This is a genomic window from Frigoribacterium sp. CFBP 13707 (assembly GCF_014842245.1).
In the GTDB taxonomy this organism is placed as follows: Bacteria; Actinomycetota; Actinomycetes; order Actinomycetales; family Microbacteriaceae; genus Frigoribacterium; species Frigoribacterium endophyticum.
Genome location: NZ_JACYVL010000010.1, coordinates 1 through 19907 on the forward strand (window position 1 = coordinate 1; position 19907 = coordinate 19907).

The window sequence follows — 19907 nt, forward strand, 5'->3', positions numbered from 1 at the left end:
TTCCGGATGAGCGTGGCCGCGACCACGAGAACGCCTGCGGTCAGGGCGCCCAGGAGGAGGCTGCTGGGCCAGGGGGCGACGTCCTCGAAGAATGACCCGAATGTGCCGGCGCCGTAGATGCCGAAGAAGACGAACGTGAGTACTCCGGCGCCGGCCAGGGGCGCCCACCACCTGCGTCGCTCGCCGATCAGTACCCAGCCGGAGGGGAAGCTCTCGGGGGCGTCGGCTGATGGCTCCGCGTCAGAGGTGGTCACCTTGTTGACGGTAGATGCAGAGCAGGACATCTTGGTGCTGATTCCGCACGGAGGGCCTGGTGTGGGCAGATGCACGGCCGACCACCGCCCGGTAGGGGATCGCTCAGTGTTCGTCGTCGCGAGACCAAGGGGCCGTAGTGTCTGGGCATGAATCGTTCGTGGGAGGCGGCCCTCTGGCTTGGCTCGTTGGGGCTGATTGTGCTCGCGGTTCTCTCTCTCGTCCTCACGCACGGTGGTCAGTCGGGTGCCTACGGGACTACGTCGGTGATCTGCGATACGGACGGAGGGGGTTGCTTCCCTCCCGGGTCGGAGGTGGCCGCAATCGTGACCGGAACTCTTGCGCCCATTGCTTTTGCGGTCGGGCTAATAGGGCTGCTGTGTGCGCTGCTGCTGCGCGTAATTGCTGGTCTCGTTCTAACGAAGACAGTGGCGGAGCCAGGGTTTGAACCCTCGGGCCGGCGTGCGCCGCGCCCGGCGGAGTCTTTCGACCAGTTCAAACCACCCCCGTCCCCTTAGACGATCGGCTACCGAACGGGCGGCGCCTCTCGTCGTGCCAGTCGGCGCAAGCTCAATGCCGCTGTGAGGCCGGCACCTGATGCGGCAACGAGTCCGACGATGGCACCCGAAAGGGGATCACCGAAGAAGAGGCCCAGAGCCAGGCCTGCTGAGATGCCGACAACTGCTGCTGTGGCCAACACCGCTAATGTCTGGCTTCTCGATCTGCCCCAGCGGGGGCGCTGCCGCCATAGCGACGCGCTGACGAGTCCGGCAACCGCTCCGATGAGGGCGAAGACCACGGCAGCAGGAACTGCGTAGACGAGCGCGATGACGAGCCATCCCGCGATCCCGGCGCCGTCGAGTCCGGCGAAGGCAGCCCACACGACGATCCACACGATGGGTAGCAGCAGCGCACAGCCCGCGCCGACCGCTGCCCCTGTCCCGACCAAGACACGGGCATCCGACCGCGGCGCGCGTACCGGACGCTCAACGTCAACGCTCATGAGGACTCCCCCTTCCCCATGAGGCTAGGGCTTGCACCCGGGCATGGGCATCCCCCCCCCGACCAGGTGCGCCGACTCTCCTGAGGAGACGAGCTACGCAGCACGATCAGCGGCTCGGGGAAGGGGGCGTCAGTGTCCGATAGACGATCCCGCTATGGGCCGGCCGCGGGTCGGTTCAGGTGCTTTGAAACGCGGTGGCCCTGGCCGGACACTCTTGAGTGTGAACAACGATCAGGACGACGGCCCCCTCTGGGCCCGGGCTCAACGCGACGAGGGGGCGGCTTTCGCTGCACTCTTCGATCGACACAGGGCTCGTGTCTACCGGCGGGCACTGACTCTGGTGGACAAGCATCACGACGCGGACGACGTCACTGCAGCGGTGTTCTACGAGCTCTGGCGGAAGCGACGCAGCGTCACTCTTGTCGCGGACTCTCTCCTGCCCTGGCTACTTGTCACGACCGTGAACCTTGGGCGGAACAATCGCCGTGCAGCCGCGAGATACCGGGCCTTGCTGGCCCGTTTACCGCGACAGGATGAGCAGGTGCCTCAGAAGGATCTCGAGGACATCGAATTGACGGACAGGCTGCGGGCCTCACTGCGAGGACTGTCCTTGGGAGATGCCGCACTGCTCGTGTTGACGAGTCTCGAGGACGTGCCCGTCTGGCAGGCCGCACAGTCCCTGGGCCTCAAGCCGTCGACGGCTCGGGTGCGGCTTCACCGGATTCGGCAACGCCTCCGCGTCGACCTGCATGATCTCAACCCCTCGACAAGCCCGGCACAGGAAGGCGTTCTCTCGTGAACATCGACATGCGACCCGACACCTCCGCCGCAATCCGGGCCGAGCTCGCCGCCATCGGAACCAAGCACAGCGTCTTACAGCGCAGGCAGCGGCGGACACGCCTGGCACGGGCCGCGCTCGGGGCGGGCGCGATCGCCGTTGCGACCACCGCGGCAGCGCTCTTCGTCGCGGGTGCGCCTGGATCGACCGTGACCGCGGCCCTTGGCGACACGACGACCGCCACGCACACCGGCCCTGCTGTGGTCGACATCGGCCAAGCACCTTCGACCGCTGGCGCAGTCATCGCCGACATTACTTGCCTCTCCGACAGCGGCGTAGTGCAGGTTCCCACCGGAGACGGGAGCACAGCCAGCGCCATCCACTGCTCTCAAAGCCCGACCGGCACGATGCACGTCATTGACGGCCAGCTACCGGCGAAGGGCTCCTCCGACTTCAGAGTCGATGCGTCTCCAGAGACGAAGTGGCGAGTTGCACTTCAATACGCCTCCACGGCCACGTCCAAGTGGGAGGTCAACGCACGAGGTCAGACCTACGGCATCGAGAACCGGAACGGCCACCCGGACCTCGTCCCATATGCCACGGACAGTGGAGAGCAAGGTTGGGCGCTTTGGGATGACGCTTACGGCGAGGAAATGACTGGACCGATCAACATCTACCGAACTGACGGCGTCACGGTCATCGGAGTCGCGACACCGCCAGCGGAGACGCTGCCTGACGTGCCCCTGGATCAAGGCCTCATCGATGATCTCGACTCGGTGGAAACCGCATCCCCGGTGCCGCCCGCTGAATAAGCGTGCGACTGTAGCAAACATGGTGTCCCGATAGCCGATCGGCTTCAGGGCGGATCGCAAGAGCTGCATACTCGCTCTATGAGCAATCCCGCAGGCGCTTCCGGCCGTGCCGTGCGGCGGCGGCTTCGAGAGACGCTGTGCCCGGACTGCGAACACCCATGGGAAGAGCACCGGGGTTCAGCCTTTGAGGGGCCGGCGGCCTGTGGGGAGTGCCAATACGAAGAGGACCACGGGCAGCAGGTCCCTGCTCGAGAGAAGTGTTGGAACAGCGTGCCTCATGCCCTGTTCGTGAGGCCGACGGCCCGAGAGCTAGAGCGAGCAGCGCCACTCCGCAGAAAAGTTCTTCTGCGATTTGGGCAGTTGATGCTGGCGGCGTTACGTCTAGTACTGCGTTGGCCCTGACCAAGGGTGCCCGATAGACGATCGCTCACCGGATCGCGTCGCTCGGCCACCAACGTCACTTATGAACGCGATCGGCCCGGGCGTTCCGAATGAAGCGCATGGCGAGTGATCCGGCTGTGAAGATGGCGGCGTAGGCGACGAAGGCGACCCACATGGGCGCTTGCATGCGGTCGATGAGGAACCAGAAAAGCCCACCGCCGACGGAGATCAAGACGAGGTTGAGGAGGACGGTTCTTGCCGGCAGCCACGGCGTCGGGCGCTCAGTCACTGCAGTTGCGTCGACGGGGCGAGCCTGCGGCAGTCCTTCTTCGTTGCTCATAGGACGAGCATGCCCCACGACGTGATCCGGCATCGAATAACGTCCCGATAAGGCATCGACCATCGGCTTGGGCGCTTGCGAGTCAGCTCAGGGCGGCGCCGACGCCAGCTACGAGAATTCCGGTCCCCAATCCGATCATGATCGTCATGGTGAGGAAGGGGCGGCTCCCTACTTGGACCCTTCCTCGTTTCCTGAGGTTGAAGGCGTAGGCGAAACCCGCCACGACGACGAGAGCGCCGATGATGGTGATGACGAGCGGAACAGTCTCCATGATTTGAACCGTAGTGCAGGGCTGTCAACGGCTTGGCCGCGCGTTCGCGTTCGCCGCCCGATAGGGGATCGGCTTGCGGGCTCGTCCGGTCTTGTGGCCAGCTGGGCTGCCTTTTTCCTCGTCCCCTCGGGCGCTCGGTCATCCAGGCTCAGCTGCATCGAAGGGGGCTTGATGGATGAGGGATTGATGTACGACTTGTGCAGCCGTGCGCGCCGAGTTCAGGTCAGATCGGGCGGATCGGAGGCGAGCCTCAGGGGTCTGACGGATCTGGTTCGTGCTGCTGCCGATCCTGGGGGGCGCCGATCCGATCTCGAGCTTCAGCAGATGATCGAGTCCGCTCCCCAGCCCGTTGGCTACAGGTACAGCCTCAAGCAGCTGGAGACGCTGAGCGCGAGCAGAAGTGCCGCCCCCGATCAGTTCACCGAGGAGGAGGCCGAGGAATACGCCGACGCGCAGGCCGCATTGTTGCGGGCCGTTGGCAAGGACACCGGCGAACCGGTCAGTGGGCCAGTTGGAGTAGCGAAGAACGTTCTCGAACAGCTGCTCTTCCGCTGGTTCTGACTCCAGTCGTCCTCCTGGCCCACGTGGCTGCAGGTGCCCGATAGGGGGATCGGCTACTGGTCGTCAGGGGAGACATCGTGCTCGACTTCGACTCAGCGGGTCGACTTCTCGCCGTCGAGATCGTCGGGGCCCGCGCGCTGCTTACCGCCGAGACTCTCGAGACAGCTCCGTGAATGTGGCCCCTGGATTTGACAGCGGGTGTTGGAGCGCCAGTTAGCCGATCGGTGGTTGGGCTGTTTGAGCCTGCGGGCATTTTTGCGGAAGCCAGGCTGAGCCGGTAATCATCCGGCGGCCGACGCTCGCTCCTGACTGGGCTCGAGCAACGAGCTCACCGAAGTCTTCGCTGCCTTGAGCAGACCATCCGTTGACCCCCACGGTCAGGGTCCAGTCCTTGTCTTCGGCGTAGATGAGATTGCCGTCCATGACGGCGATGAACATCTCGTCGATTGAGGTGACAAGGTCGTCGCTGCCGAAATCGCATGCGTCGCAGCCGCAGTCAGGCTGCATCCCGATCGACACCGGAGGTGTCCCTACCCCGATAGCTATCACGGCGTCTTCGACACCTTCCATCGCGCCAAGTACCACCAGGATCGACAGTGCTGCATCCCCTTCGGGAGTCAGCAGGACTGCCCGGGCATCGGCCGGTCCGTGAACCCATGAGGGAGCGGTGACCTTCTCTGCTCGAGCGAGCTGAAGCTCTGTCAGCGTCTCGATCCAGGCTGTAGCTCGTGCGCCGACGAGGCGGTATCTCGATGGATCGCTGACCCGGGAGTACTCCTCGGGGGCAGCATCTCGATTCTCGTGCGGGTTGCTCCACCTCACGTCGGCTGCGGACCCTGCCTTGAATCGTCGACGGACGTGCGCAACGACGTCGTGAAGCTCCATGCCCCGAACTTAGCGGCACAGACGGTGGTCACAGCCCGTCCCATTTGGGGATCGATCAGGGGGCGGCCCGGTGCGAGTCCGGGTGTAGCGTCCCGGCATGGCTGACAACTCCGTGGCCTGTCGACTGAGTGCCCTGTTCGCCGAGGTCGGTCTTAAGCCTGAAAACGAGCCCTTATCCGTTTAGCGCAACGTTGTAGAAATATTTGCTGTTCGCGAGCTGGCTCCGTCCCGCTTCGAAAAAGCGCGTAAGGCCTGGGTTGGCGCGGAAATGCCTTGATACTCCCTGTTGAACCCGTTTGTCAAGCCCCCGAATTGGGGTACTTGTCGTGCTGTCAGCGAACTGATTGGGTGGCGCGCAGAGGCAGTACGGGGGGCGACAGGCGTTGTCTACGGGTGCCTTCGAGGCCTGGGTCTCCATCTGGATCAGAGGTGGGGAACCAGCCGGGGCCTGACCACGGCCGACCAGTACTGGGCTGGGATGTCAGTGGTGCACGCGCTCTCAGGAGCGCCTAGACCGCAATCCAGATCGGGGATCAGATGCACGTCCGAACCGTCCAAGAGACACTCACGATGGACGGCCGCCGGCCGTTGTTCAGGAGTCTGTCCTTCATTGCCCTGCTGACGCTTCTCGTCGGCATGCTCACTGCCGTCACGGGAGCCGTTTTCCCGCAGAGCGCTCGCGCCGCGGTGACGTGCCCGCCCGGGACGATCTTCGTCAACACCGGTGGTGGAACTAGAGATCTTTACGAGTATTCGGTGGATGGGACGCTTATCCGATCGACCCAGCTCTTCAGGGACTACGGAGATATTGCCTTCTCGAGCGATGGATTGACGCTCTACGGTGTGAACTTCAGCCGCCCCGGGACCTTGTACACAATTGACACTGCGACTGGAGCCGAGACGGGCTCCATTCCCATCACGGGCGCTCTGCCCTTTGTCTCCGTGAACGCCCTCAGCGCCCTAAACAATGGCAACCTTCTCATGGGTGCCTCGGGCGACCGCGCTGTTTACGAGTTGGATCCTGAGACTGGCGTGTCGACGATCTACCAGGCCGCTTTTCCCGTTGGTTTTTCCTCGGGTGGTGACTTCCTCACTCTCGCCGACGGTGACGTACTTGCTGTGGCCAGCATCGACAGCGGGACGCCTGCGAACAGCAGTGCACTGTTCCGGTTCAGCCCCGACGGAACGGTGACGCAGATCGGGACCGTGCCCCAGGCATTCGGTGCAGCTCAAAGCGGCGGCGCCATCTACCTCGCCGGTTCGGGTGGAGGTCTCTACGAAGTGGGTGCCCTCCCCACGGCTGCTTCCACCGCAGCAATCCCGACCACGAATCTTGCCGCGACGGGCCTCGGGTTCTATGGCGCGACATCAGCCCAGGACAGCGGCCTCTGCTCGAACCTCACCGTCAACAAGACCGCCACCCCCGAGTCCGGCACCGCGCTGCTACCGGGTCAGACCGTGACCTACACCGTCGTTCTCTCCAACACCGATGGCACGGCTCCGGCCGAAGTCGACAAGACCGACGACCTCACTGCCGTCCTCGACGACGCCACCATCACCACGGCCCCGGCTGTGACTTCTGGCACGCCTCTGACTCTCGGTCCGGTCAGCGATGGCAGCTTCCGCATCTCCGGGGTCATCCCGGTCGGCGGCCAGACCACCCTCACGTACACCGTTACCGTCGACGACCCCGCTACCGGTGACCGTGTCATGTCCAACTACGTCGTCGACACCGGCACCGCACCGCCCGGCGAATGCGTCGCCGGAGACACCTCCTGCACCGTGCACACCGTCTCCGAGCTGACCCTGACGAAGAGCGCGGCGCCTTCCGCTCCGGAGCAGTACACCGCCGGCCAGACCATCACGTACACCTTCCTCGCCGAGAACACCGGCGGCAGTGCCCTTTCGAACGTCACCGTCACCGACACCGGCTTCACCGGCTCCGGAACCCTCGGAGCGATCACCCCCGCCTCGGTTGCGAGCCTCGCCGTCGGTGAGACCGCTACCTTCACTGCCACGTACACACTCACCCAGGCGGACGTGGACCGCGGCTCCACCTCGAACACGGCCACGGCCACCGGAACACCCCCCACCGGCGACCCCGTCACTTCGCCCCCGTCGTCCGTGACCATCCCCGTCACCCCGGGACCTGCTCTGCGAGTGGCAAAGACTGCGAACACGGCGGAGATCACCGAGGCGGGCCAAACGGTCACGTACACCTTCGTCGTCACCAACACCGGAACCGTCACCGCCACCGACGTCACCCCCGTCGAGGGCGATTTCTCCGGCACCGGAGACCTCGGCCTCATCACCCCGACGACGGTTGCTTCCCTGGCACCCGGTGCGTCCTCGAGCTTCACCGCCACCTACGTCGTGACCCAGGCCGACATCGACTCGGGCACTCTGTCGAACACCGCGACGGCAACCGGTACCACTCCCGGCGGGGACCCCTTCCCGACGCCCCCCGGATCGACGGTCACCGTCCCTGCCACGCCGGCCCCGGCCCTGACGGTCGACAAGACTGCCGACACCACCGAGATCGCCGAGGCCGGTCAGACGGTCACGTACTCCTTCGTGGTCACCAACACCGGAAACGTCACCGCCAGCGACGTCGCCCCGGTCGAGGGCGACTTCTCCGGCACCGGCAACCTCGGGGCCATCACCCCGGGCCAGGTGGCATCACTCGCTCCTGGCGGTTCGGCTACGTTCACGGCGACCTATGTCGTGACCCAGGCCGACGTCGACTCGGGCGCCCTGACGAACACCGCGACCACGACGGGCACGACCCCCGGCGGGGACCCGTTCCCGACGCCCCCCGGCTCGGCCGTCACCATCCCCGTCGTCCCGGGCCCTGCCCTGACGGTGGTCAAGTCCGCCGACATCACCGAGATCACGGCGGCCGGTCAGACGGTCACGTACTCGTTCCAGGTGACGAACACCGGCACCGTCACGATCGGCGACGTCAGCCCCGTCGAGGGCGCCTTCAGCGGCACCGGCGACCTCGGCCCCATCACGCCCACAACGGTCGCGTCCTTGGCCCCGAACGCGTCGGCGACGTTCACGGCGACCTACGTCGTCACCCAGGCCGACATCGACTCGGGAACGCTGTCGAACACAGCAACGGCCACCGGCACCACCCCCGGCGGCGACCCCGTTCCCACGACCCCCGAATCCACCGTCGAGATCCCCGTGACCCCGGCACCGGCCCTCACTGTGTCGAAGACCTCGGACACGACAGAGATCACCGAGGCCGGTCAGACGGTCACGTACTCCTTCGTGGTCACCAACACCGGCAACGTCACCGCCAGCGACGTCACCCCGGTTGAGGGCGACTTCTCCGGAACCGGCGACCTGTCGGCCTTCACCCCGGCACCGGTGTCCCTGGCCCCGGGCCAGTCGGCGACGTTCACGGCGACCTACATCGTGACCCAGGCCGACGTGGACTCGGGTGCATTGACGAACACCGCGACCGCGACCGGGACGACCCCTGGCGGGGACCCGTTCCCGCCTGCACCGCCCTCCACCGTGGACACACCGACGAACGCCACCCCTGGCATCAGCGTCGTCAAGAGCGCCGACATCACCCAGGACGAGTTCGCGGCAGGAACCGAGGTCACCTACTCGTTCGTGGCACAGAACACGGGCAACGTGACCCTGACGGATGTCACGATCGACGAGGGCGAGTTCTCCGGAACGGGCACCCTGTCACCGCTCGCTCCGGCGGCCGTGGCGACCCTCGCTCCGGGCGAGACGGCGACGTTCACCGCGACGTACGTCCTGACCCAGGCCGACGTCGACGCCGGCGAGGTCACGAACACCGCCACCGCCACCGGCACCCCGGTGTTCCGGAACGCCAACGAGCCGAACACGCCGCTGACGTCCACACCGTCCAGCGCGATCGTCCCCGTCGAAGAAGCACCCGCGGTGACCGTGGACAAGACCGCCGACGTGACGACCCTCACCCAGGCTGGACAGACGGTGACGTACTCGTTCCTCGTCACCAACACCGGGAACACCACCATCACCGACCCCGCGATCGACGACACAGAGTTCTCCGGCACCGGGGAACTGTCTCCAGTCACAGGTCCCGAGGGGGAAGTGGTCCTGCTGCCCGGTGAGGTCGCGACCTACACCGCGACCTACGTAGTCACCCAAGCCGACGTCGACTCCGGCGCCCTGACGAACACCGCCACCGTCACGGGCACCACACCTGCCGGTGACCCGACCGCCCCGTCGGCACCCTCAACGGTCACCGTCCCGACCGCGCCGGCACCGTCGCTCACGATCGTGAAGACCGCTGACAAGGCGTCCGTCACCGGGGCCGGCCAGGTCATCACGTACACCTTCACCGCGACCAACACCGGCAACGTCACCCAGCGCGACATCGCCATCGTCGAAGGCCAGTTCACCGGCTCGGGCCAGCTCGGCCCCGTGGTCTGCAACGCAGGCACCGCGACGTTGGCCCCCGGGGCGACCCTGGTCTGCACCGCGCAGTACCAGACGACCGCATCCGACGTCAGGGCCGGCTCAGTGTCCAACACGGCGGTCGTGTCTGGCGTACCTGCAGTGACGACGACGTCGGGGGAGCTAACTGTGTCTGACCCATCGACGGCGCGTGTCACCGTCACCGCACCGACGGTGCTGGCCTTCACCGGCACGGACGGGCTCCTCGGGCTCCTCGGGCTCGGAGGAGGACTGATCCTGCTCGGCGCACTCCTCATCCCGGCCGTTCGTCGGCGACGGATCGCGGGCTGACAATCACGGCGGGAGCAGAACCTCCCGGGGCTCTGCTCCCGCCCCAGACTTCCTCGAAGGAGGAACGATGCGACACGGACACAGAGCCGCGATAACTCCAGCTCGGGTTTATCCGTAGTCGAGAGGCTGTTCCGCGTCGGGTCGGAACAGAGTCAGGGTGGTTCCTGACGCACAAGGCGGGGTCGTTCACGGTTCAGGGCGACCCCGCCTTTCCCTATGCCCTAACACCCCGCAAGCGTTGATGATGCATGACCCGGCTCGCTTGTAGCGAATGCCCGATAAGGGATGGGCTAGCGGACCGCCTCGTCGTCTCGAGACCCCGCGGTCCAAGCGGTGTTCGCGGTTGCGTCACCTGTCTTGCCTGGAGTTGCACGGGCCTGCCGACGCCCTCTTGCCTCAGCGTCCTGGCGCTTCTGGGTAGGACTTGCCCTGGCCGTCCCGAGGACGGCCATCCCGAGCAGGGCGACCACCGTGACGAGAGCTACGGGGACGACGACGAGCGAGAGCACAGCACCTCCAAGAAGTAAAGGATGACTCCGACTAGGCGTGCCTCGGGCGGGCGGGTCTCTTCCAAGGTGCGATACACCGACGCGGCTGCGGGGCCGTGGTGTTCGCGGTGGAGGACGCGGCCGCCGGGGTATTCGTAGATGGCGTAGCCGCGCATGAGGGTCCTTGAGGTCTCGATCCCGCGCGGCCCCGGCCGACCACGCGGTCCCGCACACGTTCCCCCGGGCTCCCTACAGCCCGGGGGAACAACACCCCGTCACGCCAGCGCGCCGGCTTTGAATGCGTGCTTCATCACAGGCCGCTGCCGCTCCCAGTAGAGCCGTCGCTTCGCGCCGGCACTGTGTGGCCCTGACGGGCCGTTGTTTTGCCGTGAAGCCTTCGGCGGCTCGGTCGCTGTCGCTCCCTCGTAGCAACCTCCAGGACCCGTTCAAGCGGCTACGCCGCCGGCTCCTCCGACAAGTGCGGCACGCGGTCGCTGCGCTCCCTTATTTCGCGCCGGACTTCTCTCCCCCTGCCGCCCTTCGGGTTGCACGCCTCCCTCCGGTCGCAAGGCGATGAAACCGCCTTCACGGCAAAAAAACGAGGAGAGAGCGAGAAGCACATGACCACCACGACCCACGTCACGACGGCGTGCATGTTTTGCCACCAGGCCAGCACCATCAACCTCACCACCGACGAAGCCGGCGCCTGGCAGAACGGCACACTCATCCAGGATGCCATGCCCGACCGTCCCGCCGACGAGCGCGAGCTCATCCGCTCCGGCATCCACCCCGCCTGCTGGAGAAAAGCCTTCGGGCCCAGTTACTAACCCCACACCTCGCGCCGGCTCTTTCAGTTGTGGAGGGCCAGTTGCGGGGACTAGACAGCTAAGAAGACAAGCGCCCGAGGGGGCCGGAACGCATGATCACCGTCTACAGCAAACCCAACTGCGTGCAGTGCACCGCCACGTACCGAAGCCTTGACGCCAAAGGTCTCGAGTACCAGGTCGTCGACGTCACCACGAACGACAACGCCCTCGCCTACGTCAAGGGCGAGCTCGGCTACCTCGGAGCCCCCGTGGTCGTCGTCTCCGAGCACGACCACTGGACCGGATACCGGCCCGACCACATCGACCGCGTCGCCAAGGGTGGCGCCACCGAGAACGAAGGAGTCACCCCATGAGCGACACCACCAACCCCCAGCCCGCAGCCGAGAGCGCCGGACCCGTTCGCGATGAGCACGGGCGGTTCATCTATGACGCCACCTACGACCCCGCGGACGGCGACAAGTACGACGACGACACCCACCTGCAGGGCCTCGGCAACAACGACTAGCCAGGAGGCCCCATGGATTACGACACCTGGGCCGAGGAGGAGGTGCCCCCGCCCCTCACTGACGACGACGCACCCGCACCTCTCGATGAGCCCGAGGAAGAGGTCAATCCCTGGGAGCTGACCGACGTCGAACGCCGCATCTACGAAGCAGGCTTCATGGCCGGCTACGCCTCCCGCGACGCCGAAGTCGCCCAGCTCAACCACGAAGCCGACCGCCTCTACGACAAGGCCTTCAACCACCCCGGACGCACCCGCCGCTAGACGCAAGTCCAAGAAAACCAGCCATTGAGACCAATACGCTTCCGGTGGTAGTTCTTGATGGAATCCTGGGTGGGATTTGCAGTGATTTCGGCTAGGCTTCGGATATGAGTCTTCTGACCCCCGGTCTCCCGGCCTACGAAACAGCGATGCGCTCGAGCACCGCGGAACTGGTGACGGCGCTGCGCGAACTTCTCGGGGCGAAGCTCGTGGCCTACGTCGGATCCGTGGGGGAAACCAGGGCTGTTCGGCAGTGGGCCGAAGGACAAAGGCACCCCTCGGCGGCCGTGGAGCGCCGGCTTCGCCTGACGTTCCAGGTCGCCGGTCTGCTCGCCGAACGCGACGATGCCCGGGTCATTCAGTCCTGGTTCCAGGGGATGAACCCGCAGCTGGAGGATGACTCCCCAGCACGGATGCTCCGCGACGACGACCTCGACATTGCTGGACCTCGCGTTCTGGCTGCAGCGCGGTCCTTCGCCGCCGTCGGCTAATGGACTCCCATCCGAGCCTGTCGACACCTCCTGCGCCGGCGGTGCTGTGGCGGGTCGGCTACGCGCCTACACCCTGGAACTGGACTGATTGGGCGTACGCCTACCAGGGCCGCTTCACCGGCCGGTGGGATTCCCCCGACGGCTCCTACCGAACCTTGTACGCCGGCACGACCTTGCGGGCATGTCTTGTCGAGGTCCTCGCACCGTTCCGTCCATCGCCCGCGGTCGCGGCGGGCTTAGACGGGATCGAGGAGGACGAAGCCGATCGGTCCCTGCATCCCAGCGCCGACGCGGGCCTCATCCCCGAAAGCTGGTTCTCCCGCCGACGCGTCGCCACAGCCGCGGCCGACGGCGTGTTCTGCGACGTCTTGGCCTCGCAGAGCATCGCCGTCCTCTGGCTGAGCTTCCACGACCTCAGCCGCGACCAGTTCCACCTGGCCGACTTCGACGCCTCGACTCTCTTGATGAGCGCACCCCGGCAGCTCACCCAGCAGGTCGGACGCCACATATACAGCCACACCCCGACCCTCGACGGAATTCGCTTCTTGTCCCGACACGGCGTCGACTACGAACTCTGGGCCCTCTTCGAACGCTCCGGAGACGGCGAAACGAGCAGCCGGCTCCGTGACATCACAGACGGCCCTGTTGAGGCGTTCGGGGACGACGTCGACGCGATCTGAGAGCTCTTCGGCCTCCACCGCGACTAACTCCATCACCGTGCTCGAGGGCCGGCGCCGCCGTTCAGGGGCTGACCGTGGCCAGACACATGGAGTCTTATCCGCGTCAAATCATCCTTCGTCCGCTTCGTCATCCCCTATGGCTTCCCGTGATCGCCTCTCCCCGCGGGCCTGTAGTCGGTTTTGAAGATAGGAGCGCCTGATCGAGTCACGGTGTTGAGATCTGTCTCGGGCATCTCGGTAGGTGTAGGCCCTCTGCGCAAGATCGAGGCACAATTCGAGCAAAGTGTCCTCATCGTGCTGCGAGACCGTGTCTTCAATGAAAGGTCCAAGGCACAGGAATAACAAGAAATTTCGGATTACCCAAATGTTGCCCTGCTCCTTGAGCAAGTCTGACAAGCGTGCGATCCAGCCCTCATCTTGAAGAGCAATGATGAAAAAGGCGGCAGCAATAACCGTCTGCTCTGAGCGGAAAATCGTCTTGTCGGCTACTGCTCGATCGAGAGCAACTGTGAGTCGTCTAGACGCCAGCCCTGAAGCGATACCTCCCGCCGAGACCAAGGCTGGAAACAAGCGAACCCATTCCTGCGTCATTTCTTCAGCGACCTTGGGTGACTTCGATGACAGGTCCGAGGTCTCGGCCAGCATCTGACTCACAAAATCCTTCAGCGATGAGTCTGTGCTCATGAGGCTCATGAAAATGCCCCAATGATTAAGAACCTCCGTAAGCGCTGCCTGCTTTAGAGGTAGGTCTTCCACCTGATCAGAATCTCGAAGGGTGTTGGAGACGAGCTCGAGCGTCCGCATGAGCCTGAAAACAGGGGTCATGTCGCTTTCGTCGGCGATAGGGAAAGGAGGGCGGTCATCGTCGTCGAGAGAGTCGAAATAAATGTCCACGGTTGTGGTGTCATCCTTGAGAGGCTCTCTTTTGTCGACGTCAACGGGCGAAGTGTCGTCCGTCTGTACCGGGACCAGTTCCTCGAGATTTGGCGCCTCTGGCTCGATGGAATCGAAGACCCCCCCTGGCTGAGCCACCCATTCGTCGTCATCTAGAAGCTCTGCCAGCTTCCTGATGAGTCGCGCGTCATGGCGGAAGAGGGCGGCATAGTCCGTGATTGCGGCTGCGAAAAAGAGCGGCTCGAGAAGCAGTTCCTCGAGAAACTCAGGAGCGACGATGGCACGCTTGGCTATGAACAGGTGGAGATAGCTAGACCGGTAGAACGAGATATGTTTGCCGTCATGCCGAAGAATTCCTCGATCTAGAAAGCTGCTGAGGACGTCTGACGGGCGCTCACCCCACCCAAGTCGGTCAAATGTGTCCTGCATCACGCGCACGACATCGGATTCTGGAAGTCCGCCGGCTCGAGCGGCCACGAGAGCTTGAGCAAGGCGGCCAAGAATGGCCTCACGACCCGTTTGATCGAGCCCAAGCCGGGCATCATCATGAGGATCGCCTCGACCGAGGATCAGGCCAACGTAGTCGTCCAGGATGGAGGTTTGCGACGCTGCTGGTGTCACAACTCCGCTGCGGATGAGTACGGCGAGCAGCAAGGCGATCGTGTACGGGGTCTTCTGCAGATTCTCGGATTGGATGACCTCCAGGACTTGCTTGGCCAGCTCCGCGTAGTGCCCAGGAGACGCCATTTGTGCCATCTTGCGAACGTCGACGGATGAGAGCCGGCCGAGGTAGCGAACGGTGGCGGTGAGGCCAACTGCTCGCAGTCGTTCGACTAGTTCGTCTTCGGCTCCTTGAACGCAGCCAATGATGGTCGAAACGGCTTCGTTCCGAGCTAGCTCCGACAGAACTCGGTCCGAGATCTTTGGCACGTAGATCGAGAAGTCATCGAGGGCAAGGACGTGGTCAGGCAAAGTCTTGTCCCGTTTGCCCGTTAGGCCCACATTGCGCGAGGCAATTACGAGCTGATCATGCAAGGGCGTCCCTGAGGGGCGGCAGGATCGGAATGAGACATAGAGAGGCGCGGCCCCACCGACATAGCGCGCAGCTTCAAGGGCGAGCCACTTCACGGCTGTGGTCAGGCCACTGTTTTCGTCGCCTACAACTATGACCACGTCGTGCCCATGGGCCTCCTCGTGTGGATCGAGGCGCTTTATCTTGGGTGAGTCTTTCGAGACCCTTCGACTCTTTATGTACTGCGCGTGGGGAACTGGCAGCAAGACCGGTGGAAGCACGACGTCGTCCAGGCTAAGTTCATCGTCTCCCTGGAGCGTCTCCCGAATTATCGAGTCACCAATGAGCTGGCTAGAAAAGGTGCTCTGCGACTCGCTGACGAGGTCCTGAACAATGCCGGCCTTTGATATGGCCACCGTTCCAGGGGTGGGATGCAACTTCTCGAGAAACTTGGGTAGCTCGTCGTAAGTGTCGCCGTATGCAACAGGGTGGATGTGGTCACCTGCATGAAGGGCCTGCAGGGTGGCGAGATCCTTGTTTAGGCAGAGGCGGAAGTGTGGGACGGCAGAAGGGACGAATTTCCTCCGGTGCCACTTAATCAGCTGATCAAAATTGGGGTCATCAAGCCCGGCGCCGTAACCGACGTAGACAAGTGACTTAAGTGACGAGGCAGCCTTCTGAAGGTGCTGAGCTGTCTCGCTGCTAAGGAGGCGCTGATAGTCGGCCCCCGAGATAATTGCTGTCTCGGCTTGATCCCAAATCCCGTGCAGATGCACGACCTTTCGGCTCAAGCCTGCTAGGGCCGCTTGCACGTCTGGTGAGTTTGTCCAAACCGCCGAGCCTCGCTCTTCGTCGAGCAGGGTGTCGTAGTTGGTTGTCAATAGGGGAAAAGGAAGCGCGGACAGCGCCTCGGACCAAGCATGGTTAGTGGCCGTCAAATGGCCTATGTCGTCTCGCAACCAGTTTGACAGGCCTTGTTCTCCCAGCTCCGCAATGCGGCTGCTGATGTTCCCTGCTGCCGACAGCAGCTCGTCAGACCGCTTCTCTTGAAATCCGTAAGCAAGGCTGTCTCTCTGGAGCGTTGCCCATCGCTCGTCACTGCCCGCAGCCTGCACACGACTAATCCCCGACTCCAGGAAGCCTTTCCAGGTCGCAGTTGGAGCGCGGCCCTCAGTGGCTGCGGCCGTCGCGCCTGACCCGACAACTATCACGAGGTTGTTTGCGGCTAGAGCATCAGCAAATAGTCGGTCCAAGGTTCCCCCATCGGTTGTCTAGTGCGTGGTGTCGAACTTAGAGCAAGGCTTCTGCTCTTGCTGCAAGCGCATTGTGGTCCCAGGGACCAGCCTGAATGGTCGACATTAACTACTGGCGGAACGAGATCAACCAGAAGGCAGTGAGGTACCTGGAACCCCGGGCTGGGACTCACGCTCGAAGGGTCGACTGGCGCGAGCGGCATATCCCGCCGCGGTTGCAGTGCGCGCAACGGTCAGAACACGGCTCGCGCACAGTGCCCAGACAAGCAGCCTGCTCTCTTGGGGGCCGCCGCTTCCTCCGGGTACGGCGACGAATCCGGTCCTGAGAAAACGAGCGAACATTCGGAGCCCACAACTTCCGCGACAAAGCTGAAAAATCAGAAACCTCAATTCGAGAGGCCTGGAGCCTGGCCGGTCCGAGCGGCGGCGTGCAGTGTGTCTGTATGTTGCCTAAGGAACGTCGTCGACTAGTCGTTGATTGCCGCTGCTAGTTCGTCGGCTACGGCGACGAGTGCGTCCCAGTCGTAGGCCTCAGCGTCTCGCGGCCGAAGGAAGTTCACGCGAATGCGCAAGGGCTCCTCGGTCCCAACGAACAGCGCATTGCCGGACGCCCTAGCGAGCTCGCCTTGAAGATCAAGCAATGCGCCCGGGCCCGCGAGGTCACGAGCTTTGAGCTGCTTGGTGACTGTCTTCAGCGACTTGGCGAGATTCTTCTGGGTTGTCGTGTCGAGGTTGTGGGTGCCCCACTCGCGAGCCAGGGTGTGCAGGCCGGCAAGGAACTGGGCCGCTTCTGCGTAGACCACGTCGTCGCGGGCTGAGACCCGGGTGTACCGGTTCGCTTCGATCTCCACCAGGCCGTAGGTGTGCAGTTGCGCGATCGCTTCCCGGACGGGAGTCCGAGAGACGCCTAACCACTTCACGAGCTCCTCATCGTTCAGGCGCTCACCGGGCTCGAGAGTGCCGTCGACGATCGCGGCGAGCATCTTCTCGAACGCGATGTCGCGGAGGAGGCGACGAGGACCGGTCTCGGGGGGTGCGGTAGGAATCGGCATGGCCAGAGTCTGCCACATTAGGCGTCTGGTATACCAGCGACAAGTCTGTATTTCGAGATGTTGCTCGAGTGGCGGGCCTGAGCTAGGGGCCGAAAACGATCGTTTCTGAACTGATCTGGGGCGCGCTGGCTGCTGCCTGCGTTTTCGGCGCGGCGACCTGCTCGAAACCCGTGACCGAAATCAAAACCACCGAAACCTCGGCCTAGCCCTTTTTGACGCGATTTGGTAGACTTGGCCGACAGATTAGGGGGGTCTCATGACTGCAGCTGGTGTAAACGTGTCCGAGCTCTACCCCGACCTTTTCGTCGGTGTGGACGAGGCGATCCGTCGTCGCGTGGTCAGCAACTTCGGGAGCGACGCTCACGAGGGGTGGGAGCCGAACCGGCCCGATGTCGAGCTGATGCTTGGCTACGCCTCCGGCCGGATCTCGAAGGCCGAGTACATGCGTGCCGCGTTCGCCGAGGTCGAGGACTCTCGTCAGCACATCCGCGCCGCCGGCTAGTGGCAGCCGATTCCTTCGACGAGTCGTTTCCCGACTTCGAGAGCACCCTCTATCCGGTGGCCCAGCCGCCGTCCCGGCGGGTCATGCGCAACACCGAGAACATTCGCGACGCAGGGCAGCTGCAGCGGCTCGAGTACAAGCTCGCCGGCTTCGTCCGTGAAGAGATCGCCGCAGGACGCGTGCCGATCGAGCGGACCTTCGATCTCGAGCACGCGAAGCAGCTAAACAAGGAGCTCTTTGAGCACCTCTACCCGAACTGGGCGGGGAGAGTGCGGCCGTTCGGGATGACTAAGGCCGACCATTCATTCGCTGATCCGAAGCAGATCCCGCATTACTTCGCCGAGGCGCATAAGACCATCCAGGCTGTGGAGTGGGCTGAGGTTTCTCGGGACGCGTTCGCGGTGAACATGGCGACTGTCTACGCGAACATCAACCAGGCCCATCCCTTCCGGGAGGGCAACGGGCGCACGGGAAAGATGTTCCTCGAGCACGTCGCCGAACAGTCGCCGTTCGAGTTGGACTACTCAGCTGTTTCCGCCGAGGTCTGGAACCAGCGATCCCACTTCTCCGGTCCCGACCGTGGCTACCTCGCGGTGCATCCTGAAGAGCTCGTCGACGTGTTCAAGGCCATCACAATCGGGCGGCGCCCGGCCGAGACGGCCGCACCGAGCCTGAGCCCGGAGCTGCAGAAGCTCGCGGACCTCTATAAGACCTACTACTCAAACCCGCCAGGGCGGGGGAGTGGTGCGGGCGCTGGCGCCGCTCAACTCTCCGACTACCGGCCCGGGCGGGGCGCTACGGGACCAGGCCAACAGAACGGGTACGGGAGGTAAGCATGGCTGTCATCGGCTACACACGGGTGTCCACCCAGGACCAAAACCTGCACTCCCAGATCGACTCCCTCCGCACGGCCGGAGCCGAGCGAATCTTCAGCGACAAGCTCACCGGAAAGAACGCAGCTCGACCGGGGCTTACGGAGTGCCTGCAGTACCTCCGGGAAGGCGACGTCTTGCTGGTGTACTCCACGGACCGCCTCGGCCGGTCGATGACCGACGTCGTCACGATCGTGGGCGAGCTCGCCGACAGAGGAGTGGAGTTCCGCTCCCTGACAGAGCCGTTCGACACCACGACCGCAGGCGGGGAGCTGTTCTTCCACATCTGCGCCGCCTTCGCGCAAATGAATGGCCGCATCATCTCCGACCGCACCCGCGCCGGCCTCGCCGCCGCGGCCGCACGAGGGCGCCGCGGCGGGCGCCCAACCGTGATGACGCCAGAGCGAATCGCTGTGGCGCGACGGATGCGCGCGGACGGAGCGACCTGGGACACGATCGCTGCGACCCTGCAGGTCGGGGCATCCTCAATCCGCAGGGCACTGGACAAAGCGCCTTCCGCCCCATTGGCCCAAGCGAGCTAGTCCGCCCTGGCAGCGTGGTCCCTGGCGTTTACCGCCAGATGACGTTGTGCCGGCGGCCGCGCCAGCAGGCGCAGCTCCGGTGGTCGAACGCGGCGATGTAGAGCCGGTCGGACTCGTGGTTCAGTTGGTCGACCTCGCGCTGACGTGCCGCGAAGCCGGTGTGGAAGCCGAGCTCGTAGATCACGCGCTCGCGCTCTGTCAGCTCCCACACTTTGACGTCGAAGATCGGATCGCGATCCAGTGAGTAGGGCACCGGCGCCGCTGTGTTGGTCAGCGTCATGACGACACCTGTGACGCCTTCCACGCCGCGACCTCGGTCGGTGCGTACCGCACCACTCGACTCGTCAGGGCGAACGCTGCCGGGCCGTCGCCGGCGACGCGCATCGCGTCGAGCTCAGGCACACTGACACCGATCGACCGTGCTGCCTGTGTCGGGGTCAGGAGTCCCATGAACGTCTTCTGACGACGCGGTGCCTCAAGCATCAGCATCGGC

21 protein-coding genes are annotated in these 19907 nt (G+C 64.3%); 13 read left to right on the forward strand and 8 right to left on the reverse strand.

What is annotated here, in order from left to right:
* A partial coding sequence (locus tag IFT45_RS13640) for a hypothetical protein (RefSeq protein WP_197982461.1) occupies positions 1-254 on the reverse strand: 254 nt, incomplete at its 3' end.
* A gap of 524 nt (positions 255-778) precedes the next feature.
* A complete protein-coding gene (locus IFT45_RS13645; RefSeq protein WP_192128788.1) occupies positions 779-1255 on the reverse strand; it encodes a hypothetical protein in 477 nt (158 codons plus the stop codon).
* Positions 1256-1475: 220 nt separating this feature from the next.
* Between IFT45_RS13645 and IFT45_RS13650 the strand changes: the two genes are divergently transcribed.
* Entirely contained in the window at positions 1476-2054 is a 579-nt protein-coding gene (locus IFT45_RS13650; protein WP_197982462.1) for a sigma-70 family RNA polymerase sigma factor, read from the forward strand.
* Positions 2051-2845 carry a hypothetical protein gene (locus IFT45_RS13655; protein WP_192128793.1) on the forward strand — a complete coding sequence of 265 codons (795 nt, stop codon included), beginning with the start codon at positions 2051-2053 and terminating at the stop codon, positions 2843-2845. The genes IFT45_RS13650 and IFT45_RS13655 overlap by 4 nt, the downstream gene beginning before the upstream one ends.
* Before the next feature lie 457 nt (positions 2846-3302).
* On the opposite strand, the gene IFT45_RS13660 is transcribed toward IFT45_RS13655, so the two are convergent.
* Complete coding sequence (locus tag IFT45_RS13660) at positions 3303-3566, reverse strand: hypothetical protein (protein ID WP_192128795.1); 264 nt, start codon at positions 3564-3566, stop codon at positions 3303-3305.
* Positions 3567-3648: 82 nt separating this feature from the next.
* Positions 3649-3837: a hypothetical protein gene (locus IFT45_RS13665; protein ID WP_192123762.1), complete on the reverse strand. Its 189-nt coding sequence runs from the start codon at positions 3835-3837 to the stop codon at positions 3649-3651.
* Between the two features lie 171 nt (positions 3838-4008).
* Between IFT45_RS13665 and IFT45_RS13670 the strand changes: the two genes are divergently transcribed.
* The gene (locus IFT45_RS13670; RefSeq protein ID WP_192128797.1) at positions 4009-4398 is read left to right on the forward strand and encodes a hypothetical protein; all 390 of its coding nucleotides are present in this window, start codon (positions 4009-4011) and stop codon (positions 4396-4398) included.
* Positions 4399-4611: 213 nt separating this feature from the next.
* On the opposite strand, the gene IFT45_RS13680 is transcribed toward IFT45_RS13670, so the two are convergent.
* Entirely contained in the window at positions 4612-5283 is a 672-nt protein-coding gene (locus IFT45_RS13680; RefSeq protein ID WP_192128800.1) for a DUF6226 family protein, read from the reverse strand.
* A 570-nt stretch (positions 5284-5853) separates the two neighbouring features.
* Between IFT45_RS13680 and IFT45_RS13685 the strand changes: the two genes are divergently transcribed.
* The 7 genes from IFT45_RS13685 to IFT45_RS13715 all read left to right on the forward strand — a co-directional run bounded on the left by IFT45_RS13685 (position 5854) and on the right by IFT45_RS13715 (position 13287).
* A complete protein-coding gene (locus tag IFT45_RS13685; protein WP_192128801.1) occupies positions 5854-10038 on the forward strand; it encodes a DUF11 domain-containing protein in 4185 nt (1394 codons plus the stop codon).
* Between the two features lie 1108 nt (positions 10039-11146).
* Positions 11147-11353 (forward strand): hypothetical protein, encoded by a 207-nt coding sequence (locus IFT45_RS13690; protein ID WP_192128802.1) that lies wholly within the window; start codon positions 11147-11149, stop codon positions 11351-11353.
* Positions 11354-11445: 92 nt separating this feature from the next.
* Positions 11446-11706, forward strand: coding sequence for a glutaredoxin-like protein NrdH (gene nrdH / locus IFT45_RS13695; protein ID WP_192128803.1), 261 nt, complete (start codon positions 11446-11448; stop codon positions 11704-11706).
* The gene (locus tag IFT45_RS13700) at positions 11703-11858 is read left to right on the forward strand and encodes a hypothetical protein (RefSeq protein ID WP_192046933.1); all 156 of its coding nucleotides are present in this window, start codon (positions 11703-11705) and stop codon (positions 11856-11858) included. The genes nrdH and IFT45_RS13700 overlap by 4 nt, the downstream gene beginning before the upstream one ends.
* Positions 11859-11870: 12 nt before the next feature.
* Entirely contained in the window at positions 11871-12119 is a 249-nt protein-coding gene (locus IFT45_RS13705) for a hypothetical protein (protein WP_192128804.1), read from the forward strand.
* A gap of 146 nt (positions 12120-12265) precedes the next feature.
* On the forward strand, positions 12266-12607 hold the full coding sequence (locus IFT45_RS13710; RefSeq protein ID WP_197982463.1) for a hypothetical protein: 342 nt from the start codon (positions 12266-12268) through the stop codon (positions 12605-12607).
* Positions 12607-13287, forward strand: coding sequence for an RES domain-containing protein (locus IFT45_RS13715; RefSeq protein ID WP_192128807.1), 681 nt, complete (start codon positions 12607-12609; stop codon positions 13285-13287). The genes IFT45_RS13710 and IFT45_RS13715 overlap by 1 nt, the downstream gene beginning before the upstream one ends.
* A 108-nt stretch (positions 13288-13395) precedes the next feature.
* Here the strand turns inward: IFT45_RS13715 and IFT45_RS13720 are convergent, their stop codons facing one another.
* On the reverse strand, positions 13396-16308 hold the full coding sequence (locus IFT45_RS13720) for an SIR2 family protein (RefSeq protein ID WP_206759076.1): 2913 nt from the start codon (positions 16306-16308) through the stop codon (positions 13396-13398).
* Positions 16309-16913: 605 nt separating this feature from the next.
* Positions 16914-17498, reverse strand: coding sequence for a GntR family transcriptional regulator (locus IFT45_RS13725; RefSeq protein ID WP_192128811.1), 585 nt, complete (start codon positions 17496-17498; stop codon positions 16914-16916).
* A gap of 256 nt (positions 17499-17754) precedes the next feature.
* On the opposite strand from IFT45_RS13725, the gene IFT45_RS13730 reads away from it, so the two are divergent.
* From IFT45_RS13730 to IFT45_RS13740, 3 genes are read left to right on the forward strand one after another with little or no spacing between them, the layout of a single operon-like run.
* Complete coding sequence (locus tag IFT45_RS13730) at positions 17755-18000, forward strand: hypothetical protein (RefSeq protein ID WP_192128813.1); 246 nt, start codon at positions 17755-17757, stop codon at positions 17998-18000.
* The gene (locus IFT45_RS13735) at positions 18000-18833 is read left to right on the forward strand and encodes a Fic family protein (RefSeq protein ID WP_192128815.1); all 834 of its coding nucleotides are present in this window, start codon (positions 18000-18002) and stop codon (positions 18831-18833) included. The genes IFT45_RS13730 and IFT45_RS13735 overlap by 1 nt, the downstream gene beginning before the upstream one ends.
* 2 nt (positions 18834-18835) lie before the next feature.
* Positions 18836-19414, forward strand: a complete 579-nt coding sequence (locus IFT45_RS13740; RefSeq protein ID WP_192128817.1) for a recombinase family protein — start codon at positions 18836-18838, stop codon at positions 19412-19414.
* A 28-nt stretch (positions 19415-19442) separates the two neighbouring features.
* On the opposite strand, the gene IFT45_RS13745 is transcribed toward IFT45_RS13740, so the two are convergent.
* Positions 19443-19694: a hypothetical protein gene (locus IFT45_RS13745; RefSeq protein ID WP_192128819.1), complete on the reverse strand. Its 252-nt coding sequence runs from the start codon at positions 19692-19694 to the stop codon at positions 19443-19445.
* Between the last annotated feature and the right edge of the window lie 213 nt (positions 19695-19907).

Bases quoted from the DNA above. Each gene is read 5' to 3' on its own strand.
- IFT45_RS13645 (WP_192128788.1), bottom strand. From the start codon at position 1,255: ATGAGCGTTGACGTTGAGCGTCCGGTACGCGCGCCGCGGTCGGATGCC.
- IFT45_RS13660 (WP_192128795.1), bottom strand. From the start codon at position 3,566: ATGAGCAACGAAGAAGGACTGCCGCAGGCTCGCCCCGTCGACGCAACT.
- IFT45_RS13665 (WP_192123762.1), bottom strand. From the start codon at position 3,837: ATGGAGACTGTTCCGCTCGTCATCACCATCATCGGCGCTCTCGTCGTC.
- IFT45_RS13670 (WP_192128797.1), top strand. From the start codon at position 4,009: ATGGATGAGGGATTGATGTACGACTTGTGCAGCCGTGCGCGCCGAGTT.
- IFT45_RS13680 (WP_192128800.1), bottom strand. From the start codon at position 5,283: ATGGAGCTTCACGACGTCGTTGCGCACGTCCGTCGACGATTCAAGGCA.
- IFT45_RS13685 (WP_192128801.1), top strand. From the start codon at position 5,854: ATGGACGGCCGCCGGCCGTTGTTCAGGAGTCTGTCCTTCATTGCCCTG.
- IFT45_RS13690 (WP_192128802.1), top strand. From the start codon at position 11,147: ATGACCACCACGACCCACGTCACGACGGCGTGCATGTTTTGCCACCAG.
- nrdH (WP_192128803.1), top strand. From the start codon at position 11,446: ATGATCACCGTCTACAGCAAACCCAACTGCGTGCAGTGCACCGCCACG.
- IFT45_RS13700 (WP_192046933.1), top strand. From the start codon at position 11,703: ATGAGCGACACCACCAACCCCCAGCCCGCAGCCGAGAGCGCCGGACCC.
- IFT45_RS13705 (WP_192128804.1), top strand. From the start codon at position 11,871: ATGGATTACGACACCTGGGCCGAGGAGGAGGTGCCCCCGCCCCTCACT.
- IFT45_RS13710 (WP_197982463.1), top strand. From the start codon at position 12,266: ATGCGCTCGAGCACCGCGGAACTGGTGACGGCGCTGCGCGAACTTCTC.
- IFT45_RS13715 (WP_192128807.1), top strand. From the start codon at position 12,607: ATGGACTCCCATCCGAGCCTGTCGACACCTCCTGCGCCGGCGGTGCTG.
- IFT45_RS13725 (WP_192128811.1), bottom strand. From the start codon at position 17,498: ATGCCGATTCCTACCGCACCCCCCGAGACCGGTCCTCGTCGCCTCCTC.
- IFT45_RS13730 (WP_192128813.1), top strand. From the start codon at position 17,755: ATGACTGCAGCTGGTGTAAACGTGTCCGAGCTCTACCCCGACCTTTTC.
- IFT45_RS13740 (WP_192128817.1), top strand. From the start codon at position 18,836: ATGGCTGTCATCGGCTACACACGGGTGTCCACCCAGGACCAAAACCTG.
- IFT45_RS13745 (WP_192128819.1), bottom strand. From the start codon at position 19,694: ATGACGCTGACCAACACAGCGGCGCCGGTGCCCTACTCACTGGATCGC.